Annotated in this window: 12 protein-coding genes; 3 read left to right on the forward strand and 9 right to left on the reverse strand. The window is 38.4% G+C overall.

What is annotated here, in order from left to right:
- The first annotated feature begins 46 nt into the window (after window positions 1–46).
- Complete coding sequence (locus BALCAV_RS18650; RefSeq protein ID WP_003321327.1) at window positions 47–1,558, forward strand: recombinase family protein; 1,512 nt, start codon at window positions 47–49, stop codon at window positions 1,556–1,558.
- A gap of 11 nt (window positions 1,559–1,569) precedes the next feature.
- Here the strand turns inward: BALCAV_RS18650 and rlmD are convergent, their stop codons facing one another.
- Both rlmD and BALCAV_RS18660 read right to left on the reverse strand, forming a co-directional pair.
- Complete coding sequence (gene rlmD, locus BALCAV_RS18655) at window positions 1,570–2,955, reverse strand: 23S rRNA (uracil(1939)-C(5))-methyltransferase RlmD (protein WP_003321328.1); 1,386 nt, start codon at window positions 2,953–2,955, stop codon at window positions 1,570–1,572.
- A gap of 77 nt (window positions 2,956–3,032) precedes the next feature.
- The gene (locus tag BALCAV_RS18660) at window positions 3,033–3,542 is read right to left on the reverse strand and encodes an LURP-one-related/scramblase family protein (RefSeq protein WP_003321329.1); all 510 of its coding nucleotides are present in this window, start codon (window positions 3,540–3,542) and stop codon (window positions 3,033–3,035) included.
- A 933-nt stretch (window positions 3,543–4,475) separates the two neighbouring features.
- On the opposite strand from BALCAV_RS18660, the gene BALCAV_RS18665 reads away from it, so the two are divergent.
- Together BALCAV_RS18665 and BALCAV_RS18670 are read left to right on the forward strand one after the other, a co-directional pair.
- Window positions 4,476–5,936: an Msr family ABC-F type ribosomal protection protein gene (locus BALCAV_RS18665; RefSeq protein WP_003321331.1), complete on the forward strand. Its 1,461-nt coding sequence runs from the start codon at window positions 4,476–4,478 to the stop codon at window positions 5,934–5,936.
- Window positions 5,937–5,949: 13 nt separating this feature from the next.
- Complete coding sequence (locus BALCAV_RS18670) at window positions 5,950–6,867, forward strand: macrolide 2'-phosphotransferase (RefSeq protein ID WP_003321332.1); 918 nt, start codon at window positions 5,950–5,952, stop codon at window positions 6,865–6,867.
- 588 nt (window positions 6,868–7,455) lie between these two features.
- Here BALCAV_RS18670 and BALCAV_RS18675 read toward each other — a convergent pair.
- From BALCAV_RS18675 to BALCAV_RS18705, 7 genes are all read right to left on the reverse strand, one after another.
- Window positions 7,456–8,364: a cation diffusion facilitator family transporter gene (locus BALCAV_RS18675; protein ID WP_003321981.1), complete on the reverse strand. Its 909-nt coding sequence runs from the start codon at window positions 8,362–8,364 to the stop codon at window positions 7,456–7,458.
- A gap of 113 nt (window positions 8,365–8,477) precedes the next feature.
- Window positions 8,478–8,783 (reverse strand): ArsR/SmtB family transcription factor, encoded by a 306-nt coding sequence (locus BALCAV_RS18680; protein ID WP_003321982.1) that lies wholly within the window; start codon window positions 8,781–8,783, stop codon window positions 8,478–8,480.
- A gap of 135 nt (window positions 8,784–8,918) precedes the next feature.
- A complete protein-coding gene (locus BALCAV_RS18685; RefSeq protein ID WP_003321983.1) occupies window positions 8,919–9,824 on the reverse strand; it encodes a diacylglycerol kinase in 906 nt (301 codons plus the stop codon).
- Window positions 9,825–10,195: 371 nt separating this feature from the next.
- On the reverse strand, window positions 10,196–11,065 hold the full coding sequence (locus tag BALCAV_RS18690) for a LiaF transmembrane domain-containing protein (RefSeq protein ID WP_003321984.1): 870 nt from the start codon (window positions 11,063–11,065) through the stop codon (window positions 10,196–10,198).
- The gene (locus tag BALCAV_RS18695; protein ID WP_003321985.1) at window positions 11,062–12,147 is read right to left on the reverse strand and encodes a hypothetical protein; all 1,086 of its coding nucleotides are present in this window, start codon (window positions 12,145–12,147) and stop codon (window positions 11,062–11,064) included. The genes BALCAV_RS18690 and BALCAV_RS18695 overlap by 4 nt, the downstream gene beginning before the upstream one ends.
- Window positions 12,140–12,724, reverse strand: a complete 585-nt coding sequence (locus BALCAV_RS18700; protein WP_003321986.1) for an anti-sigma factor — start codon at window positions 12,722–12,724, stop codon at window positions 12,140–12,142. The genes BALCAV_RS18695 and BALCAV_RS18700 overlap by 8 nt, the downstream gene beginning before the upstream one ends.
- Window positions 12,721–13,251, reverse strand: coding sequence for an RNA polymerase sigma factor (locus BALCAV_RS18705; protein ID WP_003321987.1), 531 nt, complete (start codon window positions 13,249–13,251; stop codon window positions 12,721–12,723). The genes BALCAV_RS18700 and BALCAV_RS18705 overlap by 4 nt, the downstream gene beginning before the upstream one ends.
- Window positions 13,252–13,325 lie beyond the last annotated feature (74 nt).

Raw genomic sequence — 13,325 nt, forward strand, 5'->3', positions numbered from 1 at the left:
GTGATAGAACTAATGTCACTCCTAAAATAAAAGGAGTGGCTGAATAATGAAATGTGTAATTTACGCTCGTGTAAGTACGAAAAGAGAAGAACAAAAAAACAGTCTAGAAAATCAAGTTTCTTTAGCTGAACGAATGGCTAAAGAACATGGTTTTACCATTGTTGGACATTACATTGATAACGGAATAAGTGGAACAGGTTTTAAGAACCGTCTAGAAATTAATCGTTTGTTAGATGACGCTAAAGAAAAAAAGTTTGATGTCGTTATTGCAAAATCAGTATCAAGATTAGGTAGAAACCTAAGTAAAAGTTTGTCTTTAGCTGATGACTTAGAACAAGAAGGTATCCGTTTAATACTACCTGAGGATGATTATGATACTGAGACAAGTAAAAGTAGGTTCATGTTCAACCTAAAGGCTATTCTTGCAGAAGAAGAGAGCAATAAGATGTCAGAGCGTATTAAACTATCACTAAGAGAAAAGGCAAATAAGGGCGAATATAAAGCCCCTCAAGCCCCTTATGGTTATTTCATTAACCCTCTTACTAAAAAGCTAGAAGTAAACGAGGACAAGGCTGCCATTGTAAAAGAGATTTTTAGACTTTACCTTTTTGAAGGTTGGGGTATGTTTAAGATTTCAAACTATCTTATGAGAATTGGCACTCCTTCACCTAAAAACGGTAAGAAGTGGCACCAAAACACTATTAAGGGTATGCTCAACAATCAGGTTTATGTTGGAAAGTTAGTTCATTGTAAAGAAGAAACACTAAATACCCTTGCAAAATCTGAACTTTACAAGAAAAGAAAGCTAGTAGAGCCTGAAAAACAAGTTATTATAGAGAATGCTCACCCTGCTCTTATTGCTGAAGAAGACTTTCAAGCGGTTCAAGAGTTAATGAGAAAAAAAGGTAAGCACAAGAGTAACGGTAAAGAAAGCCTTTTTGCTCATATCGCTCAATGTGCAGACTGTAAGAGTGGAATGCACTTCAAACCTGATAGACGTAATGGGGCTTATGTTTGTGGGGGCTATGTTAAGCATACTACCTCCTATTGTTCCTCACACATTATTGAGGAGAGGTTGTTGCTTAATGCAGTTAAAGCTGATATTAAAGCTATGATAAAAGATACGGTAAAAGTTGAAAAACTATACGGTATAGCTGAGAAGAAAGCTAGTTCGTTACAATCCTCTCTAACTAAGGAACTAAAGCAGATTGACAGGAACGTTGATAAGTTTAACAATCAGGTAAGTAGTTTACTTACATTACATGCTGATGGGGCTATGACAACTGAGATGTTTAAACAACAAAGTGAACGTATTTCCATTCAACTTCAGGAATTAGCTAATAGGAAAGCACACTTACAAACCGTTTTAGCAACAAAAAAAGATAATACAGAACAACTTCAAGCCTTTAAAAAGGAAGTAGAACGCTTTTCAGACTTGGATATTGAGGATGAAAACATACTAAAACAAGTTCTACAAAGGCTTATTAACAAGGTTGAAGTATTTGAGGAAGGAAAGATTAAAATTCATTACAATCTTTCCCCCTCTTTTTCCTCTTAATTAGGTACAGTTTAATTAACTGTATCTTTTAAAACAAGTTTCACTATCACTTCCACATGCGTACTCTGCGGAAACATATCCACCGGCTGTACTTCCTTCGTCTTATAGCCACCCTCTTCAAGCACCTTCAAATCCCTTGCAAGGGTAGCAGGGTTACAGGAAACATAAACGACTCGCTCTGGCTTCATTGCTAGAATTGTCTCTAGTAACTTGTCATCACAGCCTTTACGTGGTGGATCAACGACGATAACATCTGGTCTTACACCTTGGGCATACCACCATGGGATAACTTTTTCAGCTTCTCCAACGGCAAAATCGACATTATCAAAACCGTTGATTCGTGCGTTTTGTTTAGCATCACTGATGGCTTCAGGTACAATTTCAACTCCGAGAACTCTTTTCGCTTTTTGGGCTAAAAATAAGGAGATTGTTCCGATTCCACAGTAAGCGTCAATCACCGTTTCATGCCCTTTGATATCGGCATATTCTAAGGCTTTGTCATACAAGACCTTCGTCTGAGCAGGATTCACTTGATAGAAAGAACGAGCCGAAATCGCAAAACGGATGTCGCCGATATAATCATGGATATATTCTTCACCCCAAAGCACTTTTGTTTCGTCACCGAAAATGACGTTTGTCCGTTTTGGGTTAATGTTTTGCACAACTGATGTCACTCCTGGCAATGCTTCGCGAATGTCGTCGATAATGTTCTTCTTATTCGGCAATTCTTTCCCTCTTGTGACGAGGACAATCATTAATTCTCCTGTCTTTTTGCCTTGACGAACGACGACATGGCGTAAAGTGCCACGGTGTTTTTCTTCATCATACGCTCGAATCCCGTAACGAGAAGCAATTTCTTTGACCGCTTGGACAGCGATATCATTTTCTTTTTGTTGAATGATGCAACTGTCCATATCGATAATACGATGGCTTCGTTTTTGATAAAAACCAGCGATGAGCTCGCCATCTTTTTCTCCAAATGGCACTTGAGATTTATTGCGATATTGCCAAGGCTCATCCATTCCGAGAGTTGGATGGACAGGAACATCCTTGATTCCACCAATGCGCTCAAGTACGTCCTGTACTTGTTTCTGTTTCATCTTCAATTGAGCCTCATAACTTAAATGCTGAATTTGACAGCCACCACATTGGTGAAAGATTGGACAGGGTGGTTCCACACGATTTGGGCTTGCCTTGATAATCTTTAAAAGTTTCGCAAAACCATAGCCCTTATTCGTTTTGAGCACCTTTGCTTCTATCTTTTCTCCTGGAATCGCTTCTGGGATAAATAAAGCGTAGCCATCGATTTTTGCTACGCCTGCTCCCTCATGGGTTAAATCTTCTATTTGAACTTCAACGATATCATTTTTTTGTACAGGTAATCCTTTTTGTTTCATTGTTTTTGCCGTCCTTTTTTATATGCTATAAGTGATTGTAGCATATTTTGTTCCTTATTAGGAAATGGCTCCAACCTTTAAGCACCGCCACTATTTGCCGCCGCATTATTTCTGCGCTGAATCGAATTAACGCCAATAATCGCTAAAATTAATTCCTCTGTTGACAAATCCGTGGAACGATTCGTTAATTTAAAAGCAGGGGCTGAAAAAAACGAGCTAATCCGCTCAAACTCTCCAACGACTTGCTCCGCTTCATTCAAAATTTGATAAGAATGGGAAAATGCCGGGGCTTGAATCAGATAACGAGTATCATCTGGCTTGATGTAATAAAACTTCTTGTTCCAAGACCACATTTGTTGTTGAACATAGCCTAGTTCTTGCTCTTTATAATCAACCATTCGCCATTTACTTGAAAAGCCACGAAAAAAACCACGCATCATTTCTATTTTATTTTCATCTAATATCGAAACCTTTGTTGAAAAAGCAGACTTTAAATCAAGAGAACCGATTTTCTGCTCATTGCTATCCATAATATCGGTTAACCCACTTGAAAAAAAGTTCTCACGAAAATAAACAATATGTTCCATACAAACCACCTCACTTACTATCTTTTCTTATTTTACGCAACAACTAAAGAAAAAGTTTCGAGTACCGTCAGGAAGCTTTTAACGACACTGAGAAAGTAAGGTTCACACTCAAAACTAAAAATTGCTTAAGGTGGTCTTTATTATGAAAGTGATTCGCATTACACAACCAAAATAATAGCGAAATGAAGCGATCTTCTCATCCGCTGATTAAGCAGTACAAAATAAGGACAGTTGGTAAGATAAATCACTGATTCCTCCATTTCCAATATTACGGGATTGGTAATGGAACCTACTAGTTCTAAAAATTAGAGTGCGAATAAACCAGGATTAGTAATGAAAGATATGCATTTTATAAATTTCGGTGCGAATACCTCTTAATTGGTAATGAAAAGCCAGACCGCCTTGGATTAGAGTACAAATAAAAGGTGAACGACATTAAAATTCGACAACTCCCCGAATTATGCACACCCACATGACAACTGGTTTTCAGTAACCTCCTTATCTCAAACCGTTGACTTATTCAATTCCCCGTTTTACAATAGTCCTATCTTAAATCGGAGGAGGATTATTAAAAATGTATTCAATGAGATTGCGTTTCCCAACTTTGAATTCGTAATTTAATACGATCAAAGGCTCTGTTTGTGCAAGCAGAGTAAACGGGAGCAGTCTGTCCTTTTTTAATAATCTTCAATTTTAAGCATCGCTGTATGCTTATTTGTAGAAAGGCGACTCGTTCTGCCTTTCTTTTTTATGTTTAAAAATTGTTCTACTTTTTGCTTCAAGAAAAGTAGGTCTCTTTCATGTAACCCAAAAAATGACCGATTATAGGTGGCATTTTGGTGTACATGAATTAGGAAAGGTGTACCCGTTTACTCCCGATCACAGGCAGAAGCTTGTGATTTTTTTCATGTAAAAAAACGGGGAGGGATTATGATGGAAACATTAACATTAGAACTATCGAATATAGAAATCTCTTTTTTAGATAAAGTGATTCTCGATATTCCAAAACTATCGGTTTATCAATTTGACCGGATTGGCATTGTGGGTCAAAACGGGAGTGGAAAAAGTACATTACTCAAACTCATCAAGGGAGAGTTGCACCCAAATAAAGGGAAGGTTAATCATCAAGTCGACTTTGGTTATTTTGAGCAGACTGAACCACCAACAGACGGGACTTTTGATTACCAAATGCTTGGTCGATTGGCGATTCCTGAAACGGCACGTAATCACCTAAGTGGTGGCGAACAAACTCGCTTAAAGCTGGCCCAATTATTTTCCACTTATTATGAAGGGTTATTGTTAGATGAACCAACGACCCACTTGGACCAGAGCGGGCACCAATTTTTAATTGAAGAGCTTAAATATTATTACGGCTCTCTCTTGCTTGTCAGTCATGACCGATATGTGTTAGATGAGCTGGTTAATAAAATTTGGGAAGTAAAGGATGGGAAAGTAACCGAGTATACAGGGAATTACTCGGATTATATCGCACAAAAGAAGCTAGAAAAAGAGCAGCAGCAGGAGCAACACGAGAAATATGTAAAGGATAAAAATCGTTTATTAAAAGCGGCTGAAGAGAAAATGAAAAAGGCTCAAAAAGTCACACAAGCAAGCAAAAAAACGTCTCAAAAAGAAACAAAAGCAAAAGCGAACTTAATGTTTATGACCAAATCAAAGGATACGAGTCAAAAGGCGATTCATAAAGCAGCAAAGGCTTTGGAGCAAAGGGTCGAACAGCTCGAGGTCGTTGAAGCACCTGAGCGAGAACGATCGATATCGTTCCCACAACCAGCATCCTTGCAACTTCACAATAAATTTCCAGTGATGGCTGATCGTCTAACACTTAAGATTAAAGGGAAAACATTACTTGATGACGTCAGCTTCCAGTTTCCACTCGGCCAAACCATCGCGATTACAGGTGACAACGGCTCTGGTAAGTCAACGCTCCTGCGTCATATTTTGCAAAACGGTGAAGGGTTGACGATATCACCAAAAGTCGAATTCGGATATTACGCCCAGCTAAGCTATCATTTTAAAAAAGAAGAAACGGTCTATTCCTATATCGAGGAACGTAGTGTTCACGAAGAAAAAGTGATCCGGGCTGCCTTGCATTCGATGAATTTTTCAGGTAATGATATTAAAAAAGATGTTCGTAGCTTAAGTGGTGGTGAGCGTATTCGCCTTATTTTGTGCCAGCTCTTCCTAGGTCGATACAATGTGCTCGTCTTGGATGAGCCAACAAATTTTCTCGATGTCAATTGTATGCAAGCTTTAGAAGCATTTATTAAAGGCTACGCAGGTACCGTTTTACTCGTTTCCCATGACCGTACATTCGTCAAGCAAGTCGCCGATCAAAAATATAAAATTGAAAATCAAAAATTAAACTTACTTTAAGAGGTGTTTTAAAATGACAAATACGATTCCAGTACATGAAATAATAAAAAGAGCTAAACAAAATGGCATTGAATTAAAAGAAGAAACGATTAAGATAAACGAATCTGGTCTAGATTTTCAAGTCGCTTTAGCGGAATCCGTGACAGGCGAAAAGTGGCTACTTCGGATTCCCCGTCGAGAAGACGTCTTTCCGAAAACAAAATCAGAAAAAATCGCGTTAGATTATATCGCCCGCCATGTTTCTTTTGAGGTCCCAATTTGGGAAGTTCACACGCCAGAATTGATCGCTTATAAGCAATTATCTGGTGTTCCAGCAGCCACGATCGATATGGAGAAAAAAGCCTATGTTTATGAGTTGGATGAAAACAATGTCCCTGAAAGTTATCATCAGTCTTTAGCCAATTGTCTAGCTGAGTTGCATAAGTTACCTTTGAGCGAGACGGAACTTCCAAGTGAGATTATCGTTCAATCACCTGAACAAATTCGAGCAACGATGCAAGAACGAATACAAAAAGTGAAAGAAAAATTCCCTATCAGTACTGAACTTAGGTCTCGTTGGCAAAGTTGGATTGCCGACGATGAGATGTGGCCAGAGCGAACAGGGATGCTTCATGGCGATGACCATGTTGGGCATATGCTCATTAACGAAGAAGGGGCCATTACAGGTATGATCGATTGGACTGAGGCACAAGTTGCCGACTTTTCGAAGGACTTTTTACCACATTATATGGTTTTTGGTGAAGATGCTCTTGATAAGCTGCTCCATTATTACAAGCAAGCCGGTGGTTACACTTGGCCGAAAATGAAAGAGCATATTATTGAATTGCATTCCACATACCCAATTGATATTGCCGAATTCGCCATTAGTTCTGGGTTAGACGAATACAAACAAATGGCACTCGAAGCTCTAGGTGCAGTGGGATCGGAGTAAACAGTTAAAAATATAGACCTATCGAAAGGAAAGAGGCTGGGACATAACTAACTGTAGAAAGTAGAAAACGAGTCCAAAAAACATATTTTAGTTGTTTTTCTGTTCTCTATTTCTCCGTTTTGGATTTAGTCACTTCATGCTATTACTTACAAGGATGAAAACGAAGATTATCCTGTGCCCTAGCGGACGAAAACATGCGGAGACTCCAGTGGGATCTAGTGGCAGGGTCGAAATCCACTAGTGAAACTAGTTAGTTCGACGCCTTGCGATTGACGCGGAGCATGATTTTCGGGAGCGGTGAGTAGAACGCCATTCATCACCATCCACTACGTTTCCAATAAATAGAACGAAAGCCGGTAACATTTTACATGAGTAAAATGTTACCGGCTTTTCATATCAGAGAAGGGTGCATACGCTTTTTTCCATTCTTTAGAGATTAGTTCACTAGGTGGAATGTATCGTCCCTTATTACAGTATATAAACTAATCATGCCGCCGGAGATTTCTCTCCTTAACTTGTATGATCGTGCTCTTTAGGAAAAATCTGAACCTAGAAAGCCTCCTACCTTTTATCGTCTTTATCATCCTTTTATATACTTGGATGTTCGTATTCTCTTAAGTCTTCTTTTTCAATTTGAATCGTACTATGTTCAATATGGAGCTTATCTCTAATATAATGATTCGCTTGCAACAAAATTTCATGATGTTCTTCTGAGTACGAGGGATCAATAACAAGATGTGCTGTCAAACTATTAATGCCGGATGTAATCGTCCAAATATGCAAATCATGTACATTTATGACCCCTTCAATTTCCATAAAGGCATTCTCTACCTCTTCAACATTGATACTAGCAGGAGTGCCCTCTAAAAGTACGTGCACAGTATCCTTTAATAAGCGAAAGCCTGAAGAAGCAATCATTAAAGCAATGATTATACTTAAAATAGGGTCCGCCATATACCAACCAGTGAAATAAATAATAATCCCAGCAATTATTGCAGCGACAGATCCTAATGTATCACTAAGGACATGCAAGTAAGCACCACGCATATTAAGATTATCCTTCACATCTCCTCGCATGAGAGCAAACATAGCTCCAATATTAGCTAAAAGACCGATGAAAGCTATTAGCATCATAGCTCCACCCATGACTTCTTGAGGTGACATTAGTCTACCAATCGCTTCACGAATCACAAATGCAGCAATAACTAACAATGCCACACTATTAAACAAAGAAGATAACACTTCATAGCGATGATTACCGAAAGTACGTTTATGAGTGGCCGCTTTTGCAGCTAAAATAATTGCTATTAAACTGATGAATAAGTTAGAAAAATCATTAAACATATGAACCGCATCAGCTAAAAGAGCTAAGCTTCCTGTCCAAAGTCCCCCGAGAAATTGAATAAACATCCAACTTCCAATAATGATCATTGCGATAACTAAATTTTTCTTATTTGCCTGACCTGTCGCATGATGATGACCGTGATGATGAGCCATTTTACCACTCCTTCACTTATTATCAATATATGAACACATATTCATATATTGATAATAACATACTTCCCTCTAGAAATATAGTCTTAAAAATCAACTAGAGCTCTAAAACATTCCTAATCATGAATGGAGTGTTGAATCGTTTTCTCAAGAATTTCCAATACATGTTCATCTTCCGGAGAATAAAACATAGATGTACCTACTCTACGTGATTTAACAAGTCGTAAATTTTTCAGAAAACGTAATTGATGGGAAACGGTTGATTGTCCCAAGGCCAACTGTTCCACAATCTCCCCTACCGAACATTCCTTTGCCGCTAAAAGATGTAAAATTCTTATCCGTGTCGGATCACCAAGAGCCTTAAAAGTTTGGGATACGATAAACAACGTTTCTTTATCAAGATCAGCATAATGATTTGTCATAACGTGGCACTCCTTCAAGTGTGATTATATGTACATATTAACATATTTTATAAATGAGAATAAATACCTTTACGCCTATCAATAAAACAAACAAGCATCCCCATAAGTCTAGACGATCAGGATGCTTGTTCTAGTTTAATGCTTATTTTTCCGTTCCTTTGGTGTGAGCATTTGAAAGTGCTGATACAGGTTGACGAATTCAGCAGGTAACTTCCCGCCATGTTCCCCATCTAAATTCAATTTCATATCCTCATCTTCAACAAAAACCTTGATACGGTTTGCCTGTACATATAGCACTTTTGAATGGTTGAGATGTTCTCCTCTTAACGCCAATCCCGCCAAAGTTAAAAATTCTGGAAAGCTTGTTTTTTTAACAATAATAAAGTCAAACATTCCGTCTTGTAGAGATGCATCTGGAGCCAGCTTCTCAAAGCCTCCAACCGAGTTCGTATTAGAAACAAGAAACATCATGATATCGCCTTCAAAAAGCTTACCATCATACTCAATTCGAACAAATGTTGGTTTGATTTGCGGCAGCATTTCCAACCCTTTTATATAATAAGCCAATTGTCCAACCATTGTTTTCATCTTACTTGGAACTTCATAGGTTAATTCCGTCAAAGCTCCTGCTGCGGCAATATTAATAAAATATTTATCATTCACTTTCCCAATATCAATTGGTTCAATATGATCGCCGCATAATACGTCACATGCCTTTTCAATATCTTTTGGAATACCTAAAGCCCTTGCAAAATCATTTGTTGTTCCAGCAGGGATTAAGCCGATCATCGGCCTTTCCTTTAAATGAGCCAAACCATTGATTACTTCAAAAATGGTACCGTCACCGCCAGCTGCGATCACAAGGTCATATCCATTTTTTGCTGCTTTCTCTGCTGCTCGTTTCGCACAGCCTTCTCCTGTTGTCGCATGCGCCGATGTTTCATAGCCCGCAGTTTCTAAACGCTCTAAGACATAGGCTAAACTTTTTCGGATTTGTTCACGACCTGAAGTTGGATTATAGATCAGACGTGCTCGTTTCATAAATATCCCCCTATTTTCTCTTAACAGTACAAGTCTAAATGTGTTGTCATTGTATGAGTCCATTCATCATTTTATGCTTTTAACACATCGTCATTTTCCCACGCTTCGAAGACCTGACCAGGAGCCAAGTTTCTTTGTTCCACATATTGTAATAAGTTCACTAAAGACTATTTTACATCAAAATGGAGCCAAACAACAAATTTCACACAATAGATTCGATAATTTGTCATGATTGTTGATTGTGCCAAGTCCAGCATCCTTAGCTATTACAGTACTCATAATAGGTCTGGGGAAATTGTAAGAATACAGCTCAAAGTCAAAGAGTGCTCAAACAAATTACAGGAAAATAAAGGGGATAAAAAAGCCAATTTTTATGGCTGGGTATAGACCATAATCGAGTTGCCCGCGATGAAGCTGATCCGGTTTTTGCCGTCTCCAATTTTGTAAGTTGTTTCTTCCAAGTGAGCGTTGTCGACCAAAAGCTGCTCGCCCTCTAAAAGCACGTCACTTTGTTCACTCACATATGTCTCAATAAGTCCTTCATACTGAATCACCCAATCCGCAGATAAATCACTTGGATACAATTTGATTTTTCCGTTATAATTTTGACCGCGTACTTCTAATTCCAATTCATTTGGAATTAAAAGTGTCGGCCGTACTTCTGGTTGATAATTGTATAAACCTTTCACAGTCGGTAACGCCTTTAACGATATGTAAAGCGTGCCTCCTTTAATATGTGTTTGTAAATAATCCTCGATTTTTGTAACGACCATTTCTTCATTAATGGTCTGATAAGTTCCGAACACTTCTACAGCATCATGCTCTGATGCTTCAATATTTAAATCCTGGCCATCGGCTTCAACAACGACTCGCTCGTACCTCCCTGCCACTTCCTCAGAGTATGAAGGTAAATTTTGAGTTGTTTCTGTTTTATGACCGATCGAATAACGGAATTCCTCCATTAGACCTGACACCGATAAAAACATAAAGCTCAACGCAATCGTTCCGATGATTCCAACGAAGAAAATACTGAGGAAATCATATTTAATCCGTGCATCCTCATCATCTCTTTTTTTCAAATAGACGAGCATTTCCGTCCCGACAATGATCAGTAAAAACGGCCACCATGACATAAATAAGTCATACATACTTACATTTAGCCAGTTTGATGCTACTAAAACGACTCCAAGTAATATTAAGGTAATGCCCATTGAAAATGAGCCAACTCTCCAAGTTTTCAAATCTCAGACTCCCCTTCTCTATCCTTTTTCTCTTGTTTTTTTGAACCAGAAAGCAAATATACTCCTGCTGCAATTAATAATGTGCAGACGATAAATGTTTGGAAATAATTATAAAACCAAAACCGTAAATCCATTCCAAAATGTTGTTCAAATGTTGGAGCTAATGCATGAATTAGTACTTGATCAAATAAATAATAACCACCAAGTAAAATCGCTCCAATCCCAATCCACTTTTGGTAATTCTGAAAGGCTGTAAAAATCGGGACATCCTTTAAATTTTCATCGTATTGAGCCACCTTTTGTAAGGCATCAAAAAAGCTATAAAACCAAATAATTGGAATTAAGAAAAGAAACATCGTCAAACGTAATAAATCCATTAAAAATAAGCCGATTAAAAACAGGGCCATGAGCTGTAATCCACGTCGTTGCAGGCCTAAATATAAATGACCAGCCCCTGGGAAAATCGCAAATAGCATCGCAATTGGTTTACTTTTGCGCCCAATTCGGTTCGCTTCTATATCCTCTAAAATCGAGCGGTCCACAAGTTCTTCGCCTTTGCCCTTTTTATTCACAAATTGAATGACATCAAATAGGTTAAAAATCCAAATAATTGGCAGCAATCCTAAGAAGACAATAAACACACCTTGTCCGGTAAGAACCGTTGTAAAAATAACCATTGTGATTAAACCAAAGAAGGCAACCATTAACGTTAATCCGCGGTTCATTAAACCAAGCTGCATATGGCCAAGTCCGGGAATGAGTGACATAAACGTAATAAACAGTCGTTCACTATCATCTGTTTTTTGTTGGACCTCCCCTTCTGTTGGTTCATAACTTTGATTCCTTAGTACATTAATAACAGAATGAATAAATTGAACGAACCATACACACATCGCTAAAAAGAAAGCAATTAGGGCTTCTCCTGCAATATAGCCAAGATCAAAAACCATTATTATCCCAAATGAAAAAAGAATCGTAAACGGCATTACATATATTAACGCCATAATAGGTCTTCTTAAGTAAAAGAAGCTCCCACCTGGGATAAAGGCTAAAAAGAATGCTACTAAATTATTTCTATTCATGATGACCGCCCCTTTCTGCGTTTGTCATTTTATCAAATACTAACGTAATTTTATCTAATACACGCTCCGAAACTGGTAGAGGTGTCTCTTCATCGCTACGTGGTGATTCCTCTTCATGTATACTCTCAAGATGGTCAGAACCAAAGGCAATTTCTTCAAATATACCGGAAGTCATTAAGATAAAAGTGAGCGAGGCTGCTAACACATAATGAAGGAGAGTTTGTTTCTTTTTCGGCTTCGCTTTTGATGGTTTTCTATGAATTGGTTGATTCTCTCCATTTGCCACTTCCGGTAATTCAAGCAGCTCATTCATTTGGCTACGACTCTCTACTCTGATATCTTTCATATGCAGCCGTTGCTCTGCTTTTGCTAGTGGCTCGACTTTTTCCATCACAACATCAACAAATACGGCTGGCTCACTTGTCGCAACGTCAATCTTTTCTAATGCCACCATATAAACACCCAAGCATTCGTCACACGTATAGAGATGCTCCTCCATCGTTTCTTCCATTGCTATTGTTACCTCACCATTTATATACAGAATCCAATCTTCTTCTGTAAATCGATTATGACTCATCGAAACTCATCCTCCTTCCATCTGTCTTTAACCCATTTCCTCGCTCGGTAAAGTTTCGTTTCCACCGTTTTCACTTCCACCTTCTGCTCATTGGCAATTTCTTGATAGCTTTTTTCTTCTATGTAAAAAGCAATTAATACATTGCGATAATTTTCAGGAACAGACTCCATCTTTTCAAGTACAATTCGTTTTGTTTCTTTTTTAATCAGTTGCTCTTCGATTTGATTGCTCGTTGTCGTGCCTTCCCAATCACCTAGAGCCTCTTCTTTCCGCCTCGCTCGTTTCCGTTTTTCATCGATAGCCATATTGACAGCAATTCGCGTAATCCATGTCTTAAACCCGCGAGCTTCATACTGGGGGAGAGCATAAAACACGCGGACAAAAACATCTTGAGCTAACTCTTCGGCATCTTTAACATTTTTGATTACAGGCATAATCGCACGAATCACATGAGCTCGATGCTCTTCAACAATTTGTCGAAACGCCCACTCATCGCCCTGCTGAGCCTTTTTTACTAACTCATCCATATAGAGCCGCTCTCCCCCCTTCTCACTGTCTACCTATTAGACGTTTATTCTCTCAGTTTCCCCTACAGTTGTGA

Source organism: Alkalihalobacillus alcalophilus ATCC 27647 = CGMCC 1.3604 (assembly GCF_000292245.2).
Taxonomy (GTDB): domain Bacteria; phylum Bacillota; class Bacilli; order Bacillales; family Bacillaceae_D; genus Alkalihalobacillus; species Alkalihalobacillus alcalophilus.

Excerpts from the sequence above, each read along its gene's own strand:
- BALCAV_RS18650 (WP_003321327.1), top strand. The coding sequence starts at position 47 with ATGAAATGTGTAATTTACGCTCGTGTAAGTACGAAAAGAGAAGAACAA.
- rlmD (WP_003321328.1), bottom strand. The coding sequence starts at position 2,955 with ATGAAACAAAAAGGATTACCTGTACAAAAAAATGATATCGTTGAAGTT.
- BALCAV_RS18660 (WP_003321329.1), bottom strand. The coding sequence starts at position 3,542 with ATGGAACATATTGTTTATTTTCGTGAGAACTTTTTTTCAAGTGGGTTA.
- BALCAV_RS18665 (WP_003321331.1), top strand. The coding sequence starts at position 4,476 with ATGGAAACATTAACATTAGAACTATCGAATATAGAAATCTCTTTTTTA.
- BALCAV_RS18670 (WP_003321332.1), top strand. The coding sequence starts at position 5,950 with ATGACAAATACGATTCCAGTACATGAAATAATAAAAAGAGCTAAACAA.
- BALCAV_RS18675 (WP_003321981.1), bottom strand. The coding sequence starts at position 8,364 with ATGGCTCATCATCACGGTCATCATCATGCGACAGGTCAGGCAAATAAG.
- BALCAV_RS18680 (WP_003321982.1), bottom strand. The coding sequence starts at position 8,783 with ATGACAAATCATTATGCTGATCTTGATAAAGAAACGTTGTTTATCGTA.
- BALCAV_RS18685 (WP_003321983.1), bottom strand. The coding sequence starts at position 9,824 with ATGAAACGAGCACGTCTGATCTATAATCCAACTTCAGGTCGTGAACAA.
- BALCAV_RS18695 (WP_003321985.1), bottom strand. The coding sequence starts at position 12,147 with ATGAATAGAAATAATTTAGTAGCATTCTTTTTAGCCTTTATCCCAGGT.
- BALCAV_RS18700 (WP_003321986.1), bottom strand. The coding sequence starts at position 12,724 with ATGAGTCATAATCGATTTACAGAAGAAGATTGGATTCTGTATATAAAT.
- BALCAV_RS18705 (WP_003321987.1), bottom strand. The coding sequence starts at position 13,251 with ATGGATGAGTTAGTAAAAAAGGCTCAGCAGGGCGATGAGTGGGCGTTT.